This is a genomic window from Rhizobium sp. OAE497 (genome assembly GCF_040546565.1).
Classification (GTDB): Bacteria; Pseudomonadota; Alphaproteobacteria; order Rhizobiales; family Rhizobiaceae; genus Rhizobium.
This window is the reverse complement of sequence record NZ_JBEPOA010000002.1, coordinates 915,486-938,015: the sequence shown is the minus strand read 5'-3', so window position 1 is coordinate 938,015 and position 22,530 is coordinate 915,486. Positions and strand designations below refer to the sequence as shown.

The 22,530-nt window shown below is 62.7% G+C and carries 24 protein-coding genes; 10 read left to right on the top strand and 14 right to left on the bottom strand.

The window, feature by feature from the left end; genetic code table 11:
- Nucleotides 1-2: 2 nt before the first annotated feature.
- From ABIE40_RS23975 to ABIE40_RS23965, 3 genes are all read right to left on the bottom strand, one after another.
- Nucleotides 3-740: an amino acid ABC transporter ATP-binding protein gene (locus ABIE40_RS23975; RefSeq protein ID WP_210341133.1), complete on the bottom strand. Its 738-nt coding sequence runs from the start codon at nt 738-740 to the stop codon at nt 3-5.
- Nucleotides 737-1,411, bottom strand: a complete 675-nt coding sequence (locus ABIE40_RS23970; protein ID WP_199628211.1) for an amino acid ABC transporter permease — start codon at nt 1,409-1,411, stop codon at nt 737-739. The genes ABIE40_RS23975 and ABIE40_RS23970 overlap by 4 nt, the downstream gene beginning before the upstream one ends.
- Nucleotides 1,412-1,482: 71 nt before the next feature.
- On the bottom strand, nt 1,483-2,277 hold the full coding sequence (locus ABIE40_RS23965; protein WP_112711122.1) for a transporter substrate-binding domain-containing protein: 795 nt from the start codon (nt 2,275-2,277) through the stop codon (nt 1,483-1,485).
- Nucleotides 2,278-2,442: 165 nt separating this feature from the next.
- Between ABIE40_RS23965 and ABIE40_RS23960 the strand changes: the two genes are divergently transcribed.
- From ABIE40_RS23960 to yghU, 4 genes are all read left to right on the top strand, one after another.
- Complete coding sequence (locus ABIE40_RS23960; protein WP_112711123.1) at nt 2,443-3,132, top strand: FadR/GntR family transcriptional regulator; 690 nt, start codon at nt 2,443-2,445, stop codon at nt 3,130-3,132.
- Nucleotides 3,133-3,244: 112 nt separating this feature from the next.
- The gene (locus ABIE40_RS23955) at nt 3,245-4,027 is read left to right on the top strand and encodes a pyrroline-5-carboxylate reductase (RefSeq protein WP_199628212.1); all 783 of its coding nucleotides are present in this window, start codon (nt 3,245-3,247) and stop codon (nt 4,025-4,027) included.
- A 37-nt stretch (nt 4,028-4,064) separates the two neighbouring features.
- Nucleotides 4,065-4,727, top strand: coding sequence for an HAD-IA family hydrolase (locus ABIE40_RS23950; RefSeq protein ID WP_199628213.1), 663 nt, complete (start codon nt 4,065-4,067; stop codon nt 4,725-4,727).
- Between the two features lie 59 nt (nt 4,728-4,786).
- Nucleotides 4,787-5,680: a glutathione-dependent disulfide-bond oxidoreductase gene (yghU, locus tag ABIE40_RS23945; protein ID WP_199628214.1), complete on the top strand. Its 894-nt coding sequence runs from the start codon at nt 4,787-4,789 to the stop codon at nt 5,678-5,680.
- 63 nt (nt 5,681-5,743) lie between these two features.
- On the opposite strand, the gene ABIE40_RS23940 is transcribed toward yghU, so the two are convergent.
- Nucleotides 5,744-6,322, bottom strand: a complete 579-nt coding sequence (locus ABIE40_RS23940) for a TetR/AcrR family transcriptional regulator (protein WP_199628215.1) — start codon at nt 6,320-6,322, stop codon at nt 5,744-5,746.
- Between the two features lie 126 nt (nt 6,323-6,448).
- Here ABIE40_RS23940 and ABIE40_RS23935 point away from each other — a divergent pair, with 126 nt between their 5' ends.
- Nucleotides 6,449-7,009: a DUF308 domain-containing protein gene (locus ABIE40_RS23935; RefSeq protein ID WP_199628216.1), complete on the top strand. Its 561-nt coding sequence runs from the start codon at nt 6,449-6,451 to the stop codon at nt 7,007-7,009.
- Between the two features lie 34 nt (nt 7,010-7,043).
- On the opposite strand, the gene solA is transcribed toward ABIE40_RS23935, so the two are convergent.
- From solA to ABIE40_RS23905, 6 genes are all read right to left on the bottom strand, one after another.
- On the bottom strand, nt 7,044-8,186 hold the full coding sequence (gene solA / locus ABIE40_RS23930) for an N-methyl-L-tryptophan oxidase (protein ID WP_199628217.1): 1,143 nt from the start codon (nt 8,184-8,186) through the stop codon (nt 7,044-7,046).
- Between the two features lie 17 nt (nt 8,187-8,203).
- Nucleotides 8,204-9,691 carry an HAL/PAL/TAL family ammonia-lyase gene (locus ABIE40_RS23925; protein WP_199628218.1) on the bottom strand — a complete coding sequence of 496 codons (1,488 nt, stop codon included), beginning with the start codon at nt 9,689-9,691 and terminating at the stop codon, nt 8,204-8,206.
- Nucleotides 9,688-10,464 carry an ABC transporter ATP-binding protein gene (locus ABIE40_RS23920; protein WP_112711131.1) on the bottom strand — a complete coding sequence of 259 codons (777 nt, stop codon included), beginning with the start codon at nt 10,462-10,464 and terminating at the stop codon, nt 9,688-9,690. The genes ABIE40_RS23925 and ABIE40_RS23920 overlap by 4 nt, the downstream gene beginning before the upstream one ends.
- A gap of 13 nt (nt 10,465-10,477) precedes the next feature.
- Nucleotides 10,478-11,182 (bottom strand): ABC transporter permease, encoded by a 705-nt coding sequence (locus ABIE40_RS23915; RefSeq protein ID WP_112711132.1) that lies wholly within the window; start codon nt 11,180-11,182, stop codon nt 10,478-10,480.
- Complete coding sequence (locus ABIE40_RS23910) at nt 11,182-11,907, bottom strand: ABC transporter permease (RefSeq protein ID WP_112711133.1); 726 nt, start codon at nt 11,905-11,907, stop codon at nt 11,182-11,184. The genes ABIE40_RS23915 and ABIE40_RS23910 overlap by 1 nt, the downstream gene beginning before the upstream one ends.
- A 95-nt stretch (nt 11,908-12,002) precedes the next feature.
- A complete protein-coding gene (locus ABIE40_RS23905) occupies nt 12,003-12,842 on the bottom strand; it encodes a transporter substrate-binding domain-containing protein (protein ID WP_112711134.1) in 840 nt (279 codons plus the stop codon).
- A gap of 175 nt (nt 12,843-13,017) precedes the next feature.
- Between ABIE40_RS23905 and hutC the strand changes: the two genes are divergently transcribed.
- Nucleotides 13,018-13,773, top strand: a complete 756-nt coding sequence (hutC, locus tag ABIE40_RS23900) for a histidine utilization transcriptional repressor HutC (protein ID WP_199628219.1) — start codon at nt 13,018-13,020, stop codon at nt 13,771-13,773.
- A 15-nt stretch (nt 13,774-13,788) separates the two neighbouring features.
- Here hutC and ABIE40_RS23895 read toward each other — a convergent pair whose 3' ends face one another.
- Nucleotides 13,789-14,016, bottom strand: coding sequence for a helix-turn-helix domain-containing protein (locus tag ABIE40_RS23895; protein ID WP_199628220.1), 228 nt, complete (start codon nt 14,014-14,016; stop codon nt 13,789-13,791).
- 252 nt (nt 14,017-14,268) lie between these two features.
- Between ABIE40_RS23895 and ABIE40_RS23890 the strand changes: the two genes are divergently transcribed.
- The 4 genes from ABIE40_RS23890 (at nt 14,269) to ABIE40_RS23875 (ending at nt 20,528) form a co-directional block, all read left to right on the top strand.
- Nucleotides 14,269-15,399, top strand: a complete 1,131-nt coding sequence (locus ABIE40_RS23890) for a calcium:cation antiporter (RefSeq protein WP_199628221.1) — start codon at nt 14,269-14,271, stop codon at nt 15,397-15,399.
- 15 nt (nt 15,400-15,414) lie between these two features.
- On the top strand, nt 15,415-15,975 hold the full coding sequence (locus tag ABIE40_RS23885; RefSeq protein WP_199628222.1) for a DedA family protein: 561 nt from the start codon (nt 15,415-15,417) through the stop codon (nt 15,973-15,975).
- 157 nt (nt 15,976-16,132) lie between these two features.
- Nucleotides 16,133-17,335 carry an efflux RND transporter periplasmic adaptor subunit gene (locus tag ABIE40_RS23880; protein WP_502944815.1) on the top strand — a complete coding sequence of 401 codons (1,203 nt, stop codon included), beginning with the start codon at nt 16,133-16,135 and terminating at the stop codon, nt 17,333-17,335.
- 40 nt (nt 17,336-17,375) lie between these two features.
- Nucleotides 17,376-20,528 (top strand): efflux RND transporter permease subunit, encoded by a 3,153-nt coding sequence (locus ABIE40_RS23875; RefSeq protein WP_199628223.1) that lies wholly within the window; start codon nt 17,376-17,378, stop codon nt 20,526-20,528.
- 10 nt (nt 20,529-20,538) lie between these two features.
- Here the strand turns inward: ABIE40_RS23875 and ABIE40_RS23870 are convergent, their stop codons facing one another.
- The 3 genes from ABIE40_RS23870 to ABIE40_RS23860 all read right to left on the bottom strand — a co-directional run bounded on the left by ABIE40_RS23870 (nt 20,539) and on the right by ABIE40_RS23860 (nt 22,448).
- On the bottom strand, nt 20,539-20,868 hold the full coding sequence (locus ABIE40_RS23870) for a hypothetical protein (RefSeq protein ID WP_199628224.1): 330 nt from the start codon (nt 20,866-20,868) through the stop codon (nt 20,539-20,541).
- Nucleotides 20,865-21,653 carry a DUF2092 domain-containing protein gene (locus ABIE40_RS23865; RefSeq protein WP_199628225.1) on the bottom strand — a complete coding sequence of 263 codons (789 nt, stop codon included), beginning with the start codon at nt 21,651-21,653 and terminating at the stop codon, nt 20,865-20,867. Before ABIE40_RS23865 ends, ABIE40_RS23870 begins: the two co-directional genes overlap by 4 nt.
- 207 nt (nt 21,654-21,860) lie before the next feature.
- Nucleotides 21,861-22,448: a cysteine rich repeat-containing protein gene (locus ABIE40_RS23860; RefSeq protein WP_502944824.1), complete on the bottom strand. Its 588-nt coding sequence runs from the start codon at nt 22,446-22,448 to the stop codon at nt 21,861-21,863.
- Between the last annotated feature and the right edge of the window lie 82 nt (nt 22,449-22,530).

Genomic DNA, 22,530 nt, shown 5'->3' with positions numbered 1-22,530 from the left:
TGTCAGTGATTGAGAACGGCGCGCAGGAAGCTTCGCGTGCGTTCCTCGCGCGGATTGTCGAAAATCTCGGCCGGCGTGCCGGCCTCGACGATGCGGCCGCCATCCATGAAGATCACGCGGTCGGCGACCTGCCGGGCAAAGCCCATCTCGTGGGTGACGACGATCATGGTCACACCGGTACCGGCAAGCTTGCGCATGACATCGAGAACTTCGCCGACCATTTCCGGGTCGAGCGCCGATGTCGGCTCGTCGAACAGCAGGACGCGCGGTTCCATCGCAAGCGCCCGGGCAATCGCTACGCGCTGCTGCTGGCCGCCGGACAGCTGCTCGGGATACTTGTCGGCCTGCTCGGTGATACCAACGCGTGCAAGCAGGTCCCTCGCCTTGCGCGCCGCTTCGTCAGGCGGCGTGCCGCGCACGCGCATCGGGGCGATCATGATGTTCTTCAGGACGCTCAGATGCGGGAAGAGGTTGAACGACTGGAAGACCATGCCGACCTCGGCCCGCACCCGGGCAAGGTTGCGGCCGCGCTCGACCTTGATGCCGTCGACTTCGATGCGGCTTTCGCTGGAGAAGCTTTCCAGGTGATTGATGCAGCGGATCAGGGTGGATTTGCCCGAGCCCGATGGGCCGATGACGCAGACCACCTCGCCTTCGGCAATCGACAGGTCGATGCCGTGCAGCACCTGGAAATCGCCGTAGGATTTGTCGAGCTTCTGGATGTTGACGATGGTTTTCATCTGCGCCTCCCCGCACTGAAGCGTTTTTCGAGCCGGGCGACGATGATGACCATCGGCCAGAGGAAGGCGATGTAGATGACCGCGGCGCCGATCAGCGGCGAAGGATTGGCCGTCAGCGCCTGAGCCTGGGTTGCCTGCTTGAGAAGATCAGGCATCGCCACCACGGACGCCAGCGCGGTATCCTTCATGACGTTGATGCAGTTGTTGGTGAGCGGCGGGATGACGATCTTGACCGCCTGCGGCAGAATGATCTCTGCCATCATGTGCCGGTAGGAAAGGCCGAGCGCCTCCGATGCCTCGAACTGGCCGCGCGGAATGGCCTCGATGCCGGCGCGGAAGATCTCGGCCGTGTAAGCCGTCGAGACCAGCGTCAGCGCGCTGACTGCCGAGACGAAGGGCGAGAGCCGGATGCCGACGAACGGCAGGGCATAGTAGATGACGATCAGCAGGACGAGCAGCGGGATCGAGCGGAAGATGTCGATATAGACCTTGGCAAGCGCCTGGATCACCGGATGCCCGTAGAGGCGCAGCAGTGCGAGGATCAGACCGCCGATGAGGCCGCCGACAATGCTGACGAGGCCAAGCTCGAGCGTGATCCACAGGCCGGAGAGGAGCAGCGGAAAGGAACGCTCCAGCACCGCCAGATTGAAGAAAGTCGTGAAAATATCCATTGAAAAACCGATCAGCCGTTTCGGGGCGGATGACGGGCGAACCCGTCATCCGTATCCTTGACCATCCGGCCTTATTTTGCGGCAGGCATGTCTTCGACCTTCACGGTCGAGGTCGTGTCTTCGGCCTTGGCGCCGAACCATGTTTCATGCAGCTTGGCGATGAAACCCTCGCCCTTCAGCGTCGTGATCACGTCGTTGACCTGCTTGGCAAGCGGGTCGCCCTTGTTGAACATGATCGAATACTTTTCGCCGGTCGGAATGCGCTCGACGACTTTGATCTCCGGCTTGTCCTTGACGTAATACTGGAGCGCCGGGATATCGCTGATATAGCCGTCGATACGGCCGGCGGCGAGATCGAGCATCGCCGGCTGCAGTCCTTCGAAGCGACGGATTTCGCCGAGGCTGTATTTGGCGGTATTGTTGGTCGCCCACATGTCGCCGGTCGAGCCGGTATCGACGCCGACGACCTTGCCGCTCATGCCCTTCAGGTCCTTGATGCCGCTCGCGGCCATGACGGTCAGCGACTGGTCGCTGTCATAATAGGGCTGGGCGAAGCTGACGGATTCCAGGCGCTTCTCGGTGATGGTGATCGAGGAGACCGCCATGTTGATGCGGCCCGACTGAACGGCAGAGAACAGACCGTTGAACGGAATGTTGACGAACTCGACGGACTTGTTGAGTCGCTTGGCGACCTCGGTGACGAGATCGACCTCGAAGCCGACGGTCTTGCCGGTCTCGTCCTGAAACTCCCACGGGACGTTACCGATATTGGCGCCGACCGAGAGATCGGCGGCATGGGCGGCGGCTCCGGCGAACGCCAGGACGCCGGAGAGCATGACAGTCTTCAAAATCGAAAAACGACGCATTTAGGTTCCCCTTGTTTTGTATTGCGCATTTTTGCTATTGGTCTAACCGGTCTGACCAGTCAGGCCAAATCAAGCACGCTCTCTTGTCATTTGCAAGCGACTGATGGATTTAAATGCAGGGACAATCCGGGTGGCCTCACCCGACACGCCGAGAGAATGGAAAGAATGCTCAACAGGACATTGGTACCGCAATCGGCGGCACGCCTGATACAGGACATGATCCAAAGCGGAGAGCTCGCCGCCGGCGAGAAGATCCCCTCCCAGCGCGAGTTCTCCACCAAGCTCGGCATCAGCCGCGCATCGCTGCGCGAGGCGCTGCTGACGCTTGAAACGCTCGGCCTCATCAAGACCGAAGCCGGCCGCGGAACCTTCGTCGCCGAGCGCGGAGGCGCCGCAAACAGCGGCATGGCGCCCTGGCGGTACTCCGACAGCTACTCGGTCTTCGATGTCTTCCAGACCCGCATCATGCTCGAAGGCAATATCGCGGCGTTGGCCGCCGGGCGCCTGACCGGCAACCAACTGCAGGCGATGGAAGCGGCGACTAAGCAAATGGAGGATTGCTGGGCGAAGCAGGATCTGCTCGCCAATGTCGAGGCAGATCTCGAATTCCACGCGATCATCGCATCGGCCTGCAGCAACGCCATGATGCGCGCCCTCTACCAGGTGGTCCGCGAACAACTGACGGAGACGCAGCGCCAGCCGATCCCGATCACCGAGCCCGCCCGCATGAAGGCCTCGATCGCCGAACACCGGCGGATCATTGCGGCCCTGCGCGACAACGATGCTGTGCGCGCCCGCCAGGAAATGGAAAACCACGTACTCAACACCGCGCGCTGCGCCGGTCTCAATCCGTAAAGCGCGCGGATACGGTTGTCTCAGCCGGGATTTCTCACTAGCATCCGGCGCGACCTCGGCTGCCGGTCCTCGGCGGCCGACATTTCCTGTTATCTGACAACGGCATACGAGCATGTCCCTCCCGCAGAACATCGGCTTTATCGGAACAGGCGCCATCACCGACGCAATGGTGCGCGGTCTTCTGATCGAGCCTGCCGCCGCGGTGCAAGCCGTAGTGTCCTCTCGCAGCACGGCGATTTCGGCCAAGCTTGCCGCCGATTTTCCGGCTGTGCGTGTCAGCGACGACAATCAGGATATCGTCGATAGCTGCGATGTCGTCGTGCTGGCCATCCGCCCACAAGTCGCCGAGGAAGTCGTGCGCCCGCTTCGCTTCCGGGACGGCCAGACGGTCATCAGCGTTATCGCCGCGACAGGGCGCGACGCGCTTCTGGATTGGATCGGTGCCGATGTACGCTTGACGCAGGCGATCCCCCTGCCCTTCGTCGCCAGGCGCAGCGGCGTAACCGCCGTCTACCCGCCGGATCCGCGGACGGCCGCGATCTTCAACCTGATGGGAAATGCCGTCGAATGCGAGACCAAGCAGGAATATGATCTGCTTGCCGCAGCAAGTGCGCTGATGGCGACCTATTTCGGCATCATGCAGCAGACGACGGAATGGCTGGAGACCAAGGGACTGCCAGCCGAAAAAGGCCGCGCCTATCTCGCGCCACTCTTTGCGGGCTTGTCTGAAACGGCTGTGCTTGCCGGAAGCCACGTCGACTTTCAGGAGATGAGCCGTGAATTCGCAACCGCGGGCGGGCTGAACGAGCAGGTCCTGCGCGACTTCAAGGACAAGGGTGGAGCCGCGGCGCTGACGCAGGCGCTCAATCGCGTGCTCGGCCGTATCACCGGGTGATATCCCCCGGACCCTCTACGCAATTCAAGGAGCCAAGATGTTTCCCGAACCCGGCAAGAAGTTTGCGGCATTCCTGTTCGATATGGATGGCACGATCCTGAGCTCGACGGCGGCCGCTGAGCGCGTCTGGGGCGCATGGGCGGAGCGCCATGGGCTCGATCCGGTGAAGTTTCTTCCGACGATGCACGGAAAGCGCGGCGTCGACACCATCCGTCAGCTCGGCCTGCCGGGTGTTGATCCCGAGACGGAAGCCGAGAAAATCACGCAGGCCGAGATCGAGGATGTCGAGGGCGTCGTCGCAATCCCCGGTGCCGCCGCTTTCCTCGCCGCGCTGCCTCCGGAGCGCTGGGCGATCGTCACCTCATCGACCAAGGCCCTGGCTCTGCGCCGCCTTGCCGCTGCGGGCCTCACCGTGCCGCGCTATATGGTGACCAGCGAGGATGTTTCGGTCGGCAAGCCCAATCCGCAGGGCTATATTCTCGGCGCGGAGAAAGTCGGCGTCGCCGCCTCGCAATGCCTGGTTTTCGAAGATGTCGAAGCCGGCGTTCAGGCGGGTGCCGCAGCCGGCGCATCCGTCATGGTGATCACGGCGGCCGGCCACGATCTGCACCTCCCTGATTATCCGTCGATCAATGACTATATGTCCGTCGAACCTTCGATAGACGGCGACGGCCTGATATCGATCGTCCAAAAGAAATGACTGCCCCCGGCGGCGGCCTGCGCTATGGTCCGTGCCGATAAATCAAGAGGATAGCGAGAATGAGCGACAAGAATCCAGCCGACAATTTTCCCGCCGGATACCAGGTTCCCAAGGTCTGGACGTGGGAAAAGGGCAATGGCGGCCAGTTTGCCAATATCAACCGGCCGATCGCCGGTCCTACCCATGACAAAGAGCTTCCGGTCGGCAAGCATCCGCTGCAGCTCTATTCGCTGGCAACGCCGAACGGCGTCAAGGTGACCATCATGCTCGAAGAGCTGCTGGCGGCCGGCCACAAGGGCGCCGAGTATGACGCATGGCTGATCAAGATCGGTGACGGCGACCAGTTCGGCTCCGGCTTCGTCGAGGTCAATCCGAACTCCAAGATCCCGGCACTTCTCGACCGCTCGACGGCCGAACCGACCCGCGTCTTCGAAAGCGGCTCGATCCTGCTCTATCTCGCCCGCAAGTTCGGCGCCTTCCTGCCGCAGGAACACAAGGCCCATACCGAGACCATGAACTGGCTCTTCTGGCAGATGGCCTCGGCGCCCTATCTCGGCGGCGGCTTCGGCCATTTCTATGCCTATGCTCCGATCCACATCCAGTATGCGATCGACCGCTTCTCGATGGAGGTCAAGCGCCAGCTCGACGTCCTCGACCGGCATCTCGGCACCCACCGCTACATGTCGGGCGACGAATATTCGATCGCCGATATCGCCATCTGGCCGTGGTACGGCAACCTTGCCCAGGGCAAGGCCTATGGCGAAGCCGGCACCTTCCTCGAAGTCGAAAGCTACAAGAACGTGCAGCGCTGGACGGCCGAGATCGCTGCCCGCCCTGCCGTGAAGCGCGGCCGTATGGTCAACCGCGTCTTCGGAGAGCCTTCAGAGCAGCTTCGCGAGCGCCATGACGCCTCCGACTTCGAGACCAAGACCGGCGACAAGATCTCGTCCTGACGAATTGAAGACATAACCGGCCGGAGAGGAACGTGGCAGACGCCACAGCCTCTCCGGCCGGCATCATACCGGGCGCAGCCGTTCCATCTGCGGGCGCATGATGGCGCGGAAGATATCCGGATCGGCAAAGGCGCGCGCCGACAGCAAGGCGCCGTGAACCGCCGCCATCAGAATTTGCGCCTCTTCTTCCGGCGACCCCTTGAGGCGGAACACGCCCTTCTCGACACCGGACTGCAGCACCGAAGCCAGCCATTCCGAGAGGTTTGCGAAATGCCGGCGGACCTGCGCCGCGACTTCGTCGGGCAGCATCTGCATTTCGCTCGCCAGCATGGCGCAGACGCAGAAGGGCTGAGCACCATCCGTTACGCATTGCTGCCAGTAATCGAGATAGGCGCCGATCTGCGCTGCGGGATCGTCGACATGCGTTTTGATCGATTCCAGTCCCTCGCGGGCGCGGCCGACATAGCGCTCGACGAGCACCGAGACCAGGCGCGCCTTGGTCGGGAAATGGTGGTGGATGCTCGCCCTGCGGATGCCGATGGCATCTGAAATATCGCCGTAGCTGAAGCCGTTATAGCCGCCTGCCACGATAAGTTTCTGCGCGTGATCGAGGATCGCGTCTGCTGTCGTCATCTGGTTCATCCCGATTACCTACCTGCTAGTAGGATGGCCAGTCAACGCTGCCATCACCAACCTACTGAAACGATCTGTTGACATCCATAATTAGCCTACCTATTAGTAGGAAGGCATCAACATAAGGATTTCATCATGCAAGTTCAATCGTCGGCGCAGTCGAGCTGGCTGCGGTCCTATTATTACGCCCGTGCGGCTTTCTCGGTTGTCTGGGTGGGTGCAGCGATCCTGGCGGCAGGCCAGCCGGCCATCGCCGCCTTGCTGCTCGTCATCTATCCGGCCTGGGATGCACTCGCCAATCTGATCGATGCCCGCGCCAATGGCGGCCTGGCGGCAAATAGGTCGCAGAGCCTGAACGTCGCGACCAGCACGATCATGACCATCGTCGTCATCGTCGCAGTCATGAAGGACAGCTACGCGGTCCTCGCCGTCTTCGGCGTCTGGGCGATCCTGTCGGGCCTGCTGCAGCTCTATACGGGTGTCCGCCGCTGGCGTTCCTACGGCGCCCAGTGGGCGATGATCCTCAGCGGCGCCCAATCGGCGCTCGCGGGTGGATTCATGATCGGCAAGTCGCTGGGCGCCATGCCGCCATCGATCCTCGACATCGCCCCCTACGCCGCCTTCGGCGCCTTCTACTTCCTCGTCTCGGCCATCTGGCTCACCATTTCCGCCTATCGGCAGAAGGCAAGCGCTTGAGGCTGATAATGGTGCCGGCTGGAGCGCGGCACCATCATCCCTTCGGAAAATGCCGTTCGAACGAGAAGAGCGACGTCGGCAGTTTGGTGCCGCCGTCGAGGGCGAGGTCCGAAAGGATTTCGCCGATGACGCTGGTGAATTTGAAGCCGTGGCCGGAGCAGGCGGAGGAGACGACGACGTTGCGATTGCCGGGGACGAAATCGATGAGGAAGTCCTCGCTCGGCAGCATCGTGTAGCGGCAGGTCGTGGCACGGATGCGATGCGAGGCAGCCTTGGGAAGGCGCTTTCGGGCGAAAGTGTCGAGCAGCTCGGTATCGGCGTCGTTGACGGGCGGATTGGGCAGCGTGGGGTCGATCGGCTCGCGGAAATGCGCGTGGCGGCCGATCTTCACGCCGTCGGCGCCGATCGCCGGGAAGCCGAAGAAGGAGCCGTTTTCGCCGTCGTCGCGCAGGAAGCAGGTCATCCGGCCGGGCTGGGCGATGAAGCCGTCTTCCGGCTGATACCAGGCGACGACCTGACGGATCGGCTGCGCTTTCGAGACGAGTTCCGGAACGAGTTCGGCAATCCACGCTCCCGTCGCGACGATCACCTTTCTGGCGCGGTAGCGGCCATTGGCCGAGATGACGGTGACGCCGTCCGCATCCGGCGAAATGGCCTCGACCCGTTCGCCGAAATGCAGTTCGGCGCCATCACCAGCCGCAAGCTTGAGAAAGCCCATGATCGCCGCTTCCGGGCGGATATAGCCACCTTGCGGATCGAGGAGGCCGATCTCGTCATCATCGAGCGCAAAGGCCGGATAGCGTCGTGCCATTTCGTGCTTGTCGAGCAGCTCATGCGTCAGGCCGTGCATCTTGCAGGAGGCGAGCGTGCCGCTGACGATCTTGCTGTCGGGACGGCCGATCTGGAGAACGCCCGTCACCGTCAGGATCTCTTCCCTGAGCCGCGCCTCCAGCGCCCGCCAGTTCTCATAGGCGCGCTTCAGCAGCGGCACATAGGACGGGTCCTCGAAATAGCCGAGCCGGATCAACCGGCTGTCGCCATGCGAAGAGCTTAGCGCATGCGCCGGATAATGCGCTTCGATGCCGATCACCCTGGCGCCGCGCGAGGCGGCGAAGGCCGCGGCAGCACTGCCCATTGCGCCGAGGCCAATGATGGCAACATCGAATTCTGCGGGCATCGCTCTCGTCTCTCGCATTATTGCGCCGGCATCTGCGCGGCGATCAGGGATTTCAGTGTCTCGATATCCGCGCCGAGCGGGCGGTCATCTTCGTAATGGGCAATCACCGAGCGGATGGCCGAATGGATCGCCTCGGTTCCCTTGGCGCGCGTTCCGCTCTCCGTCAGGAAATCATGTGCCTGGGCTGCCGCCATCAGCTCGATCGCCAGGATATGCTCGGCATTGTCGATGATGGCCAGCAGCTTGTTTGCCGCCGCCGTCGGGTGCGCAAGAAAATCCTCCTGCTGGGCCGAGGTGATGCCGCCATCCGTTGCGGCCGGCGCGGCCAGGCGGCGGTTCTCGTTGCTGAGCGCCGCCGCGGTGTATTGGGCGATCATGAAGCCGGAATGGCTGCCGGCATCGCTGGCAAGAAAAGCAGGCAGGCCGCTCACCAGCGGATTGACGAGGCGGTCCGTGCGCCGCTCGCTCATTGCCGAAAGCTGGGCGATCGCGATTGCGAGGCTGTCCGCCGCGAGAGCGAGCGCTGGAGCGACGGCATGCGCTTCGGAAGAGACGACAGGATTTTCGGGGGTGCCCGAGACAGCAGGATTATCGGTGACGGAAGCCAGCTCCTGATCGGCGATCGCGCCGGTCTGCTCGAAGACATCCCAGGCAGCGCCATGCGCATGCGGCACGGCGCGCAGGCTGAGCGCATCCTGCGTGCGCTTCCCGACGGCCTTGGAGATCAGATCGCTACCGGCAAGGCGCGCGCGCAGGCCGGCGCCGACCTTCGCAATTCCGTTAGATGGCCGTAAAGCCAGGACGGCCTCGTCGAAAGCCGCCATCTGACAGCCAACGGCCTCGAGCGTCAGAGCGGCCGCCGCATCGGCCCAGGAAAGCAGACGCTCGGCGCGGCCGAGAGCGACAGAGAGCAGGCCAGTCGCACAAGCCGTTCCGTTGACAAGGCTCAGCCCTTCCTTGGCGCACAGCACCAGGGGCTGCAGCCCGATCGCGGCAAGCGCCTCGCGTCCGGCTTTGCGCTCGCCCTTGATCGTCGCATAGCCCTCGCCGATCAGCACCAGCGCGGTATGGGCATTGTGGGTGAGATAGCCCGCCGATCCCTTCGAGGGCACTTCGGGATTGCAATCATGCTCGAGAAACGCGGCCAGCGTAGCGACGATCTCCGGACGGACACCCGAATGCCCATGGGCGAAATTGGCGATCTGCGCGGCGATGATGGCGCGGACTTCGCGTGGTGCCAGCAGCGGGCCAACGCCGCAGGCGTGGCTCAGGATGATGTTTCGGGACAGACGGCTCTGCGATTGCCGGTCGACAACCGTATCGGAAAGCGCGCCGACGCCGGTATTGATGCCATAGGCGCGGGTTCCCGCCGCAACGATGCTTTCGACGATCGCGCTGGCAGTGGCAAGCCGCGCTGCGGCTTCCTTCGAGACGGACAGCGTCTCCCCGTCGCCGACCCTGGCGACGTCCCGCCATGAAAGGTGGTCTGCAACGACGATGCTCATTGACCGGTTCCGAAGTGACCGATGAACTGGCGGAAGGCGGGTGTTGCGCCGCTGCCGAACATCTCGTCCGGCGAACCGCTGCTTTCCACCAGCCCCTCTCGCATGAAGACGACACGGTTGGAAACGTTGCGGGCAAAGCTCATTTCATGGGTGACGACGAGCATCGTCATCCCCTCTTCGGCGAGCGCGCGCATGACGCGGAGAACTTCGCCGACCAGTTCCGGGTCGAGGGCCGAGGTCGGCTCGTCGAAGAGCATGACCTTCGGCTTCATGGCAAGCGCCCGGGCGATCGCGGCGCGCTGCTGCTGGCCACCCGAAAGATGCGCCGGGTAGGCATGGCGCTTGTCGGCGATGCCTACCTTTTCCAGCAGCACTTCGGCCTCGGCGATGCATTCCGCCCTGGGGCGCTTGAGAACGTGAACGGGACCTTCGATGACATTCTGCAGGATGGTCATATGGGACCAGAGATTGAAGCTCTGGAACACCATGCCGAGTTCCGAGCGGATATGATCGACCTGCTTCTGGCTCGCCGGACGCGCGCGGCCATTCTTGTGCACCATGCGGATCTGCTCGCCATCCACCCAGATCTCGCCATCGCTGGCGGTCTCCAGAAGATTGATGCAGCGCAGGAAGGTCGATTTTCCGGATCCCGAAGCGCCGAGCAGCGAGATCACATCGCCATCCTGCGCCTCAAGCGAGATACCGCGCAGAACCTCATGCGTGCCGAAGCTCTTGCGAATGTTGCGAACGGAAAGACGGGTCACACCGGGCATGGTGATTTGCTCCTTAAGCCTTGAGTGCCGGCGGAACGGCGCGGCGGTGTTTGGAGAGCGAATATTCGAGCAGGGCCATGGCCTGCAGGATGAGGAAATTCAGGATGAGATAGATCAGCGCGGCGCAGAGGAAGACCTCCATCGTCCGGTAGGTCTGCGATATCAGGCGCTGTGCAACGCCCGTCACCTCCCAGACCGTCACAAGGCTCGCCAGCGCCGTCGATTTCATCATCAGCACGATCTCGGTCGAATAGGCCGGCAGCGCGTGGCGGAAGGCGATCGGCGCAATGATGCGGCGAACCATCAGGAAGCCGGACATGCCGATGGCGCGGGCCGCCTCGATCTCCTTCGGCGAGACGGCGCGGATGCCGCTGCGGAAGATTTCCGCCGAATATCCGGCAGTGCAGAGCGCCAGCGACAGCACCGCGCAGACGACCGGCTCGCGCAGGAACGGCCAGAGGAAGGAATAGCGGATGAAGCCGAACTGACCGAGCCCGTAGAACACCAGGAACATCTGGATCAGCAGCGGCGAGCCGCGGAACACGAAGATGTAGCCCTTGGCAAAACCGGAAAGGATCGGATTGCCGCTGACGCGCATGGAGACGATGACGAGGGCCAGCAAGCCGCCGAAGAAGATCGATAATGAAAACAGCATGAGGGTCGTCGGAACGGCCTTCAGCAGCGTGACCATCGTGGATGTGAGAAACTCGATATCCATCACGCCTGCCCCATGGCAGCCGGCGCCAGGCTGCGGTTGGCGCGCCGCTCGGCGCCGTTGAAGATGCGGTCGGACAGGCTGGTCAGCAGCAGGTAAAGCAGGCCGCCGGCGATGAAGAACAGGAAATACTGGCGGGTGGAGCCGGCGGCGACCTGGCTTGTGCGCATCAGCTCCGCAAGACCGGTCACCGAAATCAGCGCCGAGTCCTTCAGGCTCAGCTGCCAGACATTGCCGAGCCCCGGAATGGCAAAGCGCAGAACCTGCGGCATGATGATCCGGCGAAGCCGCATCATGCGGTGCATGCCGATTGCCGAGGCGGCCTCGAGCTCTCCCTTGGAGATCGCGAGATATGCGCCGCGATAGACCTCGGCCTGATAGGCGCCGGAAATGATACCGACGGCAAGCGCACCGGCCGCAAAGGACGGCAGGCCGAGAAAGCCCTCATAGCCCAGCGATCGGCCGATCGCGGTAACCGCCGACGAGCCGCCGAAATAGATCAGGTAGATGATCAGAAGCTCGGGAACACCGCGAAAGACGGTCGTATAGATGTTGCCGATGGTGACCAGCAGGAAGTTGCCGGACAATTTCGCCGAGGCGATGATCGTGCCGAGCACGGCCCCGATCAATAGCGCCGTCGCGGTGACGGCGAGTGTCATCAGCGTCGCGACGAGGAGCAGCGCGCCCCATCCATTTTCACCAAAGCCCAGGAGTCCCAGGGTTGCCATAGGTCCGATCCCCCGTCCGTTACGGCAGCAAGACAGCAATGATGACCTCCGGCTTGCGCCGGAGGCCGCGTAGCGGCGGCGTCAGCCGCCAGCGATCATTGCGGGCTGACGTCGACCTTGAACCACTTCATCGAGAGGTTCTTGACGGTGCCGTCGGCAAGCGCCGACTTGATGGCTTCGCTGAGCTTGTCGCGCAGGTCGGTATCTTCCTTGCGCACGCCAAGACCTTCGCCTTCGCCCCAGATGGAGCCGGCGATCTCGGGGCCGGTGAAGGCCAGCGTGTCGTTTGCCGACGCAAAGGCGTTGTTGAAATAGACGGCATCGTCGAAGCCGAGGTCGATACGGCCGTTCTGCAGGTCGAGATCGCGATCGGCGCCGGTCTTGTACTCGCGGACTTCGGCGATCGAACCGAAATTGTCATAGACGAACTTGGCATAGACGGTTGCCGCCTGGATGCCGATCGTCTTGCCCTTGAAGGCTTCCTTGAGGGCTTCGATTTCCTTCACGCCGGTCTGGCCGGGCGTCATCTTGATCACCGCACCGGTTCCGGCAGCGTTGGCAAGGGGGCTGTCCTTGGCCGTTGCGAAGGCTGCGGGCGTCGCAGCATAGGGAACGGTGAAATCAATGATCTTCTTGCGCTCGTCGGTGATCGACAGGGCGTCCATGATCACGTCGAACTTGCCGGCGTTCAGCGCCGGGATCATGCCGTCCCAGTCGGAAGCGACCAGCTTGCACTCGATCTTGGCGCGTTCGCAGAGCACCTTGGCAAGCTCCGGCTCGAAGCCGCCGAGCGTGCCGTCTGCATTGGTCATGTTCCAGGGGGCGTAAGCGCCCTCAAGCGTAATGGTCGCCGTCTTCCAGTCCTTTGCCATGACCGGAGCGGAGAGCGCTGCCGCGATGGCCGCACCCGCAAGAATGGTATGATGGAATTTCATTGTGTTACTCCTCTGAAGCTCGCTTTGACTTGTCGTCACCCACCGATCTGCGCCGGCTTGCCTCCGTCAGCGTCAGCAGCGGAAGTTGTATATGGTACCATATGAAAAAATTTGTGTTATGCAAGAATTAAGTTTAGATTTTTGGCGATTGATCATCGTGCCCGGGGATTAGGCAATGAAACGCAGCGGCGAGATGAAAAAAGAGCTGGTAGCCAATGACGCTACGCCGCTCTACGCAGGCGTCAAACAGATCATTCTAGACAGAATCCATAGTGGAGAATGGCCGCCGAAATATCGCGTACCCTCGGAAAACGAGCTGGTACTGGAACTCGGCGTAAGCAAGATGACGGCCAACCGGGCGCTACGCGAGCTTGCCAACGAAGGCGAGCTGATCCGCATCCAGGGCGTCGGCTCGTTCGTTGCCGAGCGCAAAGGCGTATCGGCGCTTTTCGAAGTCCGCAATATCGCCGAAGAGATCGCCGAACGCGGCCATTTGCACGAGGCGACAGTGGTTTCCCTGGCCAAGGCCTCCGCTTCGCCTGACGTTGCCGATGCGCTCGGGCTGGAGATCGGCTCGGCGGTTTTCCACTCGCTGATCGTCCACAGCGAGGATGGCGTGCCGGTCCAGATCGAGGATCGCTACGTTCATCCCGAGGTCGCGCCCGACTATCTGGATCAGGATTTTTCGGTGATCACGCCGAACGCCTATCTATCGGCGATCGCGCCCTTGAGCGGGTCCGAACATGTCGTCGAAGCGACAGTTCCGCTTCCCTGGGAATGCAAGCTGCTGATGATCCTGAAGACCGAACCGTGCCTGACGATCCGGCGCCGCACATGGTCGGGCCGGCGAGTCGTATCGACCGCCCGCATCGTCTATCCGGGCCACCGCTACCGCCTGGAAAGCCGTAGCGGCATCCTGCCGACCGGCTAGTTGTATATGGAACATTCAGATACCGAGAGCGGCCAGCGGCAGTCCGAGCGCTGAGCCCATGCGGCGAATATGCTGCCGGTCCTGATCCTTGCCGCTTTCCAGCGCCACGATCTCGCTGACCGTCAGACCGGATGTTTCGGCCATGTCGTCTAGGGAATAGCCCTTGCTGCGGCGGGCCTCGGCGAGCAGCACCGGTACACCTGTTACACCCTTAAATTCGCTGATATTGGCGGCCATGTTCATTGATGGATCTCCTGTCGGCTGCGGAGAAACGCGAACGATGGCCTGCGGTTCCCAAGCGCTGGCGCTGGTCACAAGAACATGACCGCCACGCCGGTCTGGATGCCGGACTGTTCCTCTTCGGCACGCACCCTCGCCGAAGATCGCAAAGACGTGTACGCTCCTGCCGGCGGGAGGAGCCGCCGAAGAGTTGGGGGATGCGATGGCGTTGATGCATATTCGGCGGCGGGATCTTCCAACAGGGCTGCCGTCGTCATGACCAACAGTCTGGCCGTCCCCTCCTTCGGCATCGCGCGGCTCCTTCGCGAGGAATGGTTTCTGGGCATCGGCCTCGTCACCAGCGCCATCATCCTGCTCTTCGAAGACGCGCTGTTCGACCATTTGACCAACCCGGCCTGGTTTGCCGTCATCTTTCTCTGGATCTTCGCAGCCGTGCTCGGTTCGGCGCTTTCGGTCGTCCGCCATGCCGATCATCTCGCCGAACAACTTGGCGAACCCTACGGCACCTTGATCCTGACGCTGGCGATCACCTCGATCGAGGTCATGGCGATTTCCGCGGTGATGATCCATGGCGCCAACAACCCGACGCTTGCCCGCGACACGCTCTTTGCTGTCGTCATGATCATTCTGAACGGCATGGTCGGGCTATCTCTGCTGGTCGGCGGCTGGCGGCGGCCGGAGCAGCAGCACAACATGCAGGGCGCCAATGCCTATCTCGGCCTGATCGTGCCGCTGGCGGCGCTGAGCCTCATCCTGCCGAGCTTTATCCACGCCGACGGCAGCCAGGCCTCGACACCGCGACAGATGATCTTGGTGGTCATTTCGGTCGGCCTCTACAGCATCTTCCTGATGCTGCAGGCAGGCCGCCACCACCGCTATTTCAGCGAAGAGGGCGAAGCGGGGCAGCCGAAGCATCGCGCACCACTGCGGAAGGGCGCGATCCTGCTCCATGCCCTGCTGCTCTTCGCCTATATGGTGCCCGTCGTCTTCCTGGTCGAACAGCTGGCCCGGCCAATCGATTACATCATCGAGACGGTGCATGCGCCCGCAGCCATCGGCGGCATCATCATGGCCGTGCTTGTCGCAACGCCTGAGGCGCTGAGCGCCGTCCGCGCCTCGATCGCCAACAACCTGCAGCGCTCGGTCAACATCTTCCTGGGCTCGGTGCTCTCGACCATCGGCCTGACGGTACCGGCCATGCTGCTGGTTGCCCATATTTCCAGCCATCCGATCAGGCTTGGCCTGGAAGGCACCGATCTGGTGATGCTGACTTTGACATTGGCCGTCAACATGATCACCTTCGCCAGCGGCCGCACGCATATGATGCAGGGCGCCGTTCATCTGGTGCTTTTCCTTGCCTATGTTCTGCTGATCTTCCAGCCGTGACCGGAGCCAGCGACCATGACCCTTGAGCTTCTGATTGCGAAATACGGCCTGCTGGCCGTCTTTCTCGGCGCCGGCATCGAGGGGGAAACCATGGTCATCCTCGGCGGCGTCTTCGCGCATTGCCACCTGATGACCTATTGGGAAGCGGCCGCCGCCGCGGCGGCCGGATCCTTCATCGCCGACCAGCTGTTCTTCTTCACCGGCCGCCACGCGCGGCGCTGGTCGCGCATCCGCAAGCTCGTCGATCAACCGGCCTTCCAGCGCGCCAACAGGCTTCTCGAGCGCTATCCCGCCGGCTTTATCTTCGCCTTCCGCTTCGTCTATGGCCTGCGCACGATCAGCCCAGTTGCGATCGGCATGTCGAATGTCCCGACCGCGACCTTCATGGCCGTCAACGCGGTCGCCGCCGTCATCTGGGGCACGCTGTTCACCGCCATCGGTTATCTTTTCGGACAGGGCATAGAGCAGATCTTCGGCCACCTGCCGCTGCACCGGCACGTTCTCGTTGCCATCGCGGCAGTGGCGGCCCTGCTGATCGGCGGCGCATTCACCTATAGGAGGCTCCGCGCCGCCTAGCCCGTTCGCTTTAGCCCGCGATGTTAGCGAGATCGATAGCGGGCTATTGCAATTCTAAAAAATACGGCTTCATATTGTGATAGCTTTGAACCTTGCAACCCTTAGGTTGCCGGGGACGCGCATAGGGACTGCAGCTCGTAGATTATGAGGTGACAGGGTGCGTGAGGGAGGGTCTCAGGGTTTTCATCTGCTTGCCGCGCTCCTGTGTGCGGCCGGGCTTACCGCCTGTGACGGCAACGGCAACACCTATGTCGCACCGCCGCCTGCCAAGGTGCGCATGGCGCAGCCGCTGCAGCAGAACGTCACCAAATATTTCGAGCTGACCGGCAATACCGCCGCTTTCAAGTCGGTCGATATCGAAGCGCGTGTCCAGGGCTTCGTCGAAACGATCGACTATCGCGACGGCACCGCGGTCAAAGCCGGCGACAAGCTCTTTGGCATCCAGAGCAACACCTATCAGGCGCAGCTCGATCAGGCGCAGGCGACGCTGACCTCGGCCCAGGCCGCACAGGTCGGCGCCAATCAGGAATATACGCGCCAGGTCAATCTGAGCGCCCAGAAAGTCGGCACGCAGACCGCGCTCGACAACGCCAAGGCAACGCTCGACCAGGCGAATGCCACCATCCTGAACGCCCAGGCGAGCCTCGAACTGGCAAAGATCAATCTCGGCTACACGACCGTCACCGCTCCGTTCGACGGCACGGTCACCGCGCATCTCGTCGAGATCGGCACGCTCGTCGGCGTCTCCGGGCCGACCACGCTCGCGACCATCGTCCAGCTCGATCCGCTCTATGCCAATTTCAATGTCAGCGAGAGCCAGGTGCTGATGATCAAGCGCGAGCTTGCGGCGCAGGGCCATACCTTCAAGCAGACCGATCTTCCCAACATCCCGATCGAAATGGGCCTGCAGGGCGAAACCGATTATCCCTTCAAGGGCCACCTCGATTATGCCGCCCCACAGGTTGACGCCTCGACCGGGACACTGGCGGTTCGCGGCGTCGTGGAGAACAAGGATCGGGCGCTGCTGCCCGGGCTGTTCGTGCGCGTGCGGGTACCTGTCGGGCATGAGGACAAGGCGCTTCTGGTGCGCGACGACGCGATCGGCATCAACCAGCAGGGCAACTACGTGCTCGTCGTCGGCAAGGACGATACCGTCGAGCAGCGGCCCGTCAAAACAGGCCAAAGCGAGGGACGCCTGCGCGTCATCGAATCCGGGCTCAGCGCCGGGGATTGGGTCGTCACCGAGGGTTTCCAGCAGGCCGTTCCAGGCAACAAGGTGGCGCCCGAGAAGGCGACGATGGAGATACCGGCAACGGCTGACGCCTCCGGGGCAGCGGCGCCCCAGGCCGGTGCCCAATGAGCCCCCGCCCTCCTTCGGCTGATATTCCCGGGAGGCGCGCATGATCTCTCGCTTCTTCATCGAGCGGCCGATTCTCGCCAATGTCCTGGCGCTGGTCTTCGTGCTGATCGGCGCCGTGGCGCTCTTCCAGCTGCCGGTGGCGCAATATCCGAATGTCGTGCCGCCAACGGTGCAGGTGACCACCCGCTATCCGGGCGCCAGCGCCAAGACGCTTGTCGATACGGTGGCGCTACCGATCGAGCAGCAGGTCAACGGCGTCCAGAACATGCTCTACATGCAGTCGACCAGCGCCAGCGACGGCACCTATTCGCTGACGGTGACCTTCGCCATCGGCACCGACCCGGACCAAGCGCAGGTTCTGGTGCAGAACCGCGTGGCGATCGCCATGTCATCGCTGCCCGACGCCGTCCAGCTGCAGGGCGTCACGACGCAGAAGAAATCGACCTCGATCCTCGAATTCGTCAGCATCACCTCCCCTGACAGCCGTTACGACAGCCTGTTCCTGTCCAACTACGCCGTCATCAACCTGCAGAACGAGCTCGCCCGCCTGCCCGGCGTCGGCAATGTCTCGGTGTTCGGCGCCGGCCAGTATGCGATGCGCATTTGGATGAATCCCGAGCTGTTGAAAGCGCGGGGCATGACGCCACAGGACGTGATCAACGTCGTGCAGCAGCAGAGCCAGGAAGTGACGGCTGGCCAGATCGGCATTCCGCCGGTGCCCGCGGGGCAGGATTTCCAATATACGCTGAACGTCAACGGACGCCTGAACGAGGCGGCCGATTACGAAAGCATCATCGTCAAGGTGGACGACCAGAATGGCGGGCGGATCACCCGCGTCCGTGATATCGGCCGCGTCGAACTCGGCGCTCAGACCTATAGCCAGTCCTTCATGCAAAACGGCCGTCCGGCGGCCGGCATCGGCGTTTTCCAATTGCCGGAAGCCAATGCGATCACCGTTGCCAAGGACGTCGCGGCCAAGATGGCCGAGCTCTCCAAGAGCTTTCCGCCGGGCCTTGCCTATGACGTCCCCTTCGACACCACGAAATTCGTGACCGCCTCAATCGACGAAGTCTACGTGACGCTGATCGAGGCCGGTGTGCTCGTGCTGATCGTCATCCTCGTCTTCCTGCAGGACTGGCGGGCGATGCTGGTTCCGGCGACGACGGTTCCGGTCACCATCATCGGCGCCTTCGCGGCGATGGCTGCACTCGGCTTCACGGTCAATCTCTCCACCCTCTTCGCCATCGTGCTGGCGATCGGCATCGTCGTCGACGACGCGATCGTCATCGTCGAGGGCGTGGCGCGCCATATCGAGCAGGGAATGTCCGGCAGGAAAGCCGCCGAGAAGGCGATGGACGAGCTGTTCGGCCCGGTCATCGGCATCACGCTGGTGCTGATGGCGGTCTTCATTCCCGCCGCCTTCCTTCCGGGCCTCACCGGTCAGCTCTACAAGCAATTCGCGCTCGTCATCGCCGCCACGGCGCTGATCAGCGCCATCAATGCCATGACGCTGAAGCCGACGCAGTGCGCCCTCTGGCTGCGCCCGCCGGCACCGCCGGAAAAGCGCAATGTCTTCTATCGCGGCTTCAACAAGGTCTATGACAAGGCCGAACACGGCTATACCCGGCTGATCGGCGGCATGGTCCATCGCAGCGGCCTTGCCGTTCTCGCCGCCCTCGTCCTGATGGGCGTCGCCATCTGGGGCCTCACCAGGCTGCCGACGGCATTCCTGCCGCTCGAGGACCAGGGTTACGTGCTGATCAGCGCGCAGCTGCCCGATGGCGCTTCGAAGGAGCGCACCGACGAGGTGATGGCCGAAGTTGGCAAGATCGCGCAGCAGACGCCTGGCGTCGATCAGGTGCTGACGATCAGCGGCATTTCCATTCTCGACAACAGCGCCAGCCTGCCGAATGCGGGGGTCGCCTATGTCGTCCTCAAGGATTGGGATGTCAGGGGCAAGGAAAAGGGCCAGGACCTCTTCTCGATCTACGAGCACCTAAACGGCGCGCTCTCCGATATCCTGAAGGCCAAGACGCTGGTCGTCGTGCCGCCACCGATCCAGGGCATCGGCAATGCCAATGGCTTCACCATGCAAGTCGAGATCCGCAACGGCAATTTCGACTTTCCACTGCTACAGGCCACAGCCGATGCGATCGTCAAGAACGGCAATGCGCAATCCTCGCTGCAGCGGCTCAGCACCTCGTTCCGCGCCGGCGTGCCGCAGCTTTCGGTCTCGGTCGACCGCATCAAGGCGGAAACGCTCGGGATCACCACCGGCCAGGTCTTCTCGGCGCTCTCAGGCTATGTCGGCTCGAGCTACATCACCCAGTTCAACAAGTTCGGTCGCACCTTCCAGGTCTATGCGCAGGCGGCACCCGAATTCCGCATTCGTCCCGAGGATATCCGCAACCTCAGCGTCAAGGCGGGCGACGGCACGATGGTGCCGCTCGGCACCGTCGTCGACGTGAAGAGCGTCCAGGGGCCGTCGCTGATCAGCCTCTACAATCTCTACCCGACAGCAACGATCGTCGGCGGCTCTGCAGCTGGCTTCAGCTCCGGCCAGGCGCTCGACGTCATGGAACAGATTGCCGATCGCACCCTGCCGCCAGGAGCGGGTTTCGAATGGACGGCGCTCTCCTATCAGGAGAAGGCCGTCGGCACGCAAATCTATTTCGTTTTCGGTCTCGCCATGCTGCTCGTCTATTTCGTGCTCGCCGGGCAATATGAAAGCTGGATCCTGCCGCTCGCCGTCCTGCTTGCCGTGCCGCTGGCGCTGCTCGGCACCGTCGGTGCACTGAGTGCTGCCGGCGTCGCCAACAATCTCTACACCCAGATCGGCCTCATCCTGCTGATCGCGCTCGCCTCGAAGAATGCCATCCTCATCGTCGAATATGCGCGCGAGAAGCGCGCCGAGGGCATGGAAATCCTGGAGGCAGCGGTCGAGGCTGCCCGCCTGCGCTTCCGCCCGATCCTGATGACATCCTTCGCCTTCATTCTCGGCGTCGTGCCGCTGGTGCTGGCAAGCGGCGCTGGCGCTTCGGCCCGCAAGTCGATCGGCATATCGGTTTTCAGCGGCATGATCGCTTCGACCTGCCTCGCCGTCCTCTTCGTGCCGTCCTTCTATGTCGTGCTGCAGCGGTTCGAGGAATACAGAAAGCGCCGGGCAAATCCGGCGCCTCAGGCAGCAGAATGATCAGCGCCGCCTATTGAACGACGACGCGCACATAGACGCCGCCGCTCTTGGCGTAATAGCCGGAGCCGCACCGGTAGTAATAACCGCCGTAGTAAGCGCCATAGACGCACCCAGCCGGAAGAACCGCAATCGTCGTTGTCGTCCACATGACGGTGCGGCGCGTCGTGCGCCGCGCAACGCCAGCATAGGAGAGCGGCGTCAGCGGCCGGCCGATCACGGCTCCGGCGGGTGTCGCGAACTCGACCGAGACAGGCATCCATCCATCCGGCTTCACGTCAGCCTCGGCGAAGAGGAATGCGCCGCTCAGCGCGGCGAGAAGGAGCGGTTTGACGTATCTCATTTGACTTCTCCCGGCTGGGTGGGCGCAGGCAGCTCGTCAAGCGATTGCAGCTCGCTCAGATCCACCTTTTTGGCGTTGGCTGGAATCTCGATCTTATAGGAGGCATTGGCGACCTCGGAGCCGGTCTTGAAATCGCTGATTTCAAGCGTGTATTGCGGCGCCTGGCCGACATGCTTGCTGGTGATGACGTAGCGGCGCGGGATCGGCTTGTCGCCGGACTGGATCCAGATCTGCCAGTCGATCTCCGGCGTGCGGAAGGTCAGATATTCGCACTCGACACCGCCGACATAAGCGCTTGAAACATGCTTCGCCGAAGTCACATCCGTCATCAGCAGGTTGAAGGCATTTGCCGCCAGGAGATCGGCACCGGGCGCCTCCATTCCTGCACCGATCAGCCGGTCGAGCAATTCATCCACCGACCCCTTCGCCTCGATCGACGCATAAGCATCGAGATTCTTGCCGTGCACCGTCAGCGTCGTGCCATCGAAGCTGACATCGACATCGGCAAAGCCGCCGGTGCGCGTCACCCGCAGCTTGTCCGGCCGCGACAGGCTGGCGGTACCGGAGCTGACGAATTGCAGCTTCTCGAAGTCGGGCGTGACGGCCTCGACCGCCGACTGATAGGTGAAGGACATCGTCTTCTGCGCCGCGAGATAATCCGACATGGCCTTTAGAATGGCCTCCGCATCATCCGCGGCCGCCGGTTTGGGCAGGATCAGGCAGGCCGCGAGCGAGCCATAGACGACGAGACGTGCAAGCTTTCCGATGGGAGAAACCGATGACATGGCAATGCCTTCCATTTGGGTCTTGTTGTTTCATCGAGTATCCGCCGGCGCGGATCAGAGATGCCTTCCGTGGCGCTCCGGCATGCAGAATTTTCGGCAGGCGAAAGCGCGGCGGAAACGCGCCGCGCGATGAGCGGGGATCATGGATCAGGGATGAACCTCCGCTCCGCCTCCCCTCGAAGCGGATGGAGACATTAGGCACCGAAGCTAGAGACCGTTGGTCAGCACATGCTGGCAGGTCGGCGACAGGCGCTGAAAATTCTCGCGCAGGCAATTCACCCCGCGGCCACCGCCGAGCATCACCGATCGGCAATACGCCCGGAAATCCGGACCGCAGGTACGGCGCATGACGATCAACTCTTCGCGCGGTGTAAACGACGCCATCGGCATCGCCGCGGGCGCGCCGCCACCGGCCGTCTTGGTGGTATTGGCCGCGGGTGCCGATCCGCCACCACCAAGCGCGCCGACCGCCGCCTGGCAGGATGGCGAGAGCGCCGCATTGTGCTGTTGAAGGCAGGCAAGCGCCTGCGATCCGCCCGGCGTCACGCCCGAGCACTGCGCCATAAAATCCGAACGGCAGGCCGATTTGATCGCATTCCGCTGCGCATCCGTCGGCTGTCCCGCTGGTTTCGGCGGAGCGGCAGGCGCTGCTGCAGCGGTCGTTGGCTGAGCCGCGGGTGTCTGCGCCGGCGCAGCGTCGCTCGATTTCTTCTTGCCGCCGAGCGCCGAGATCGCATCCCGGCAAGCTTTGGAAAGCGACGCGTCATGCTGCTGCAGACAGTTCAGCGCCTCCATGCCTCCGGGCGTTACACCCGAGCATTGCGCGATGAAGTCCGACCGGCAGGCCGAGCGGATGGCGTTCCGCTGCGCATCCGTC

Bases quoted from the DNA above. Each gene is read 5' to 3' on its own strand.
- ABIE40_RS23895 (WP_199628220.1), bottom strand. From the start codon at position 14,016: ATGAACATGGCCGCCAATATCAGCGAATTTAAGGGTGTAACAGGTGTA.
- ABIE40_RS23875 (WP_199628223.1), top strand. From the start codon at position 17,376: ATGATCTCTCGCTTCTTCATCGAGCGGCCGATTCTCGCCAATGTCCTG.
- ABIE40_RS23940 (WP_199628215.1), bottom strand. From the start codon at position 6,322: ATGAACCAGATGACGACAGCAGACGCGATCCTCGATCACGCGCAGAAA.
- ABIE40_RS23955 (WP_199628212.1), top strand. From the start codon at position 3,245: ATGTCCCTCCCGCAGAACATCGGCTTTATCGGAACAGGCGCCATCACC.
- hutC (WP_199628219.1), top strand. From the start codon at position 13,018: ATGAAACGCAGCGGCGAGATGAAAAAAGAGCTGGTAGCCAATGACGCT.
- ABIE40_RS23920 (WP_112711131.1), bottom strand. From the start codon at position 10,464: ATGCCCGGTGTGACCCGTCTTTCCGTTCGCAACATTCGCAAGAGCTTC.
- ABIE40_RS23915 (WP_112711132.1), bottom strand. From the start codon at position 11,182: ATGGATATCGAGTTTCTCACATCCACGATGGTCACGCTGCTGAAGGCC.
- ABIE40_RS23970 (WP_199628211.1), bottom strand. From the start codon at position 1,411: ATGGATATTTTCACGACTTTCTTCAATCTGGCGGTGCTGGAGCGTTCC.
- ABIE40_RS23975 (WP_210341133.1), bottom strand. From the start codon at position 740: ATGAAAACCATCGTCAACATCCAGAAGCTCGACAAATCCTACGGCGAT.
- yghU (WP_199628214.1), top strand. From the start codon at position 4,787: ATGAGCGACAAGAATCCAGCCGACAATTTTCCCGCCGGATACCAGGTT.
- ABIE40_RS23890 (WP_199628221.1), top strand. From the start codon at position 14,269: ATGACCAACAGTCTGGCCGTCCCCTCCTTCGGCATCGCGCGGCTCCTT.
- ABIE40_RS23885 (WP_199628222.1), top strand. From the start codon at position 15,415: ATGACCCTTGAGCTTCTGATTGCGAAATACGGCCTGCTGGCCGTCTTT.
- ABIE40_RS23965 (WP_112711122.1), bottom strand. From the start codon at position 2,277: ATGCGTCGTTTTTCGATTTTGAAGACTGTCATGCTCTCCGGCGTCCTG.
- ABIE40_RS23950 (WP_199628213.1), top strand. From the start codon at position 4,065: ATGTTTCCCGAACCCGGCAAGAAGTTTGCGGCATTCCTGTTCGATATG.
- ABIE40_RS23865 (WP_199628225.1), bottom strand. From the start codon at position 21,653: ATGTCATCGGTTTCTCCCATCGGAAAGCTTGCACGTCTCGTCGTCTAT.
- ABIE40_RS23860 (WP_502944824.1), bottom strand. From the start codon at position 22,448: ATGGAGGCGCTGAACTGTCTGCAGCAGCATGACGCGTCGCTTTCCAAA.
- ABIE40_RS23905 (WP_112711134.1), bottom strand. From the start codon at position 12,842: ATGAAATTCCATCATACCATTCTTGCGGGTGCGGCCATCGCGGCAGCG.
- ABIE40_RS23935 (WP_199628216.1), top strand. From the start codon at position 6,449: ATGCAAGTTCAATCGTCGGCGCAGTCGAGCTGGCTGCGGTCCTATTAT.
- ABIE40_RS23925 (WP_199628218.1), bottom strand. From the start codon at position 9,691: ATGAGCATCGTCGTTGCAGACCACCTTTCATGGCGGGACGTCGCCAGG.
- ABIE40_RS23960 (WP_112711123.1), top strand. From the start codon at position 2,443: ATGCTCAACAGGACATTGGTACCGCAATCGGCGGCACGCCTGATACAG.
- solA (WP_199628217.1), bottom strand. From the start codon at position 8,186: ATGCCCGCAGAATTCGATGTTGCCATCATTGGCCTCGGCGCAATGGGC.
- ABIE40_RS23870 (WP_199628224.1), bottom strand. From the start codon at position 20,868: ATGAGATACGTCAAACCGCTCCTTCTCGCCGCGCTGAGCGGCGCATTC.
- ABIE40_RS23910 (WP_112711133.1), bottom strand. From the start codon at position 11,907: ATGGCAACCCTGGGACTCCTGGGCTTTGGTGAAAATGGATGGGGCGCG.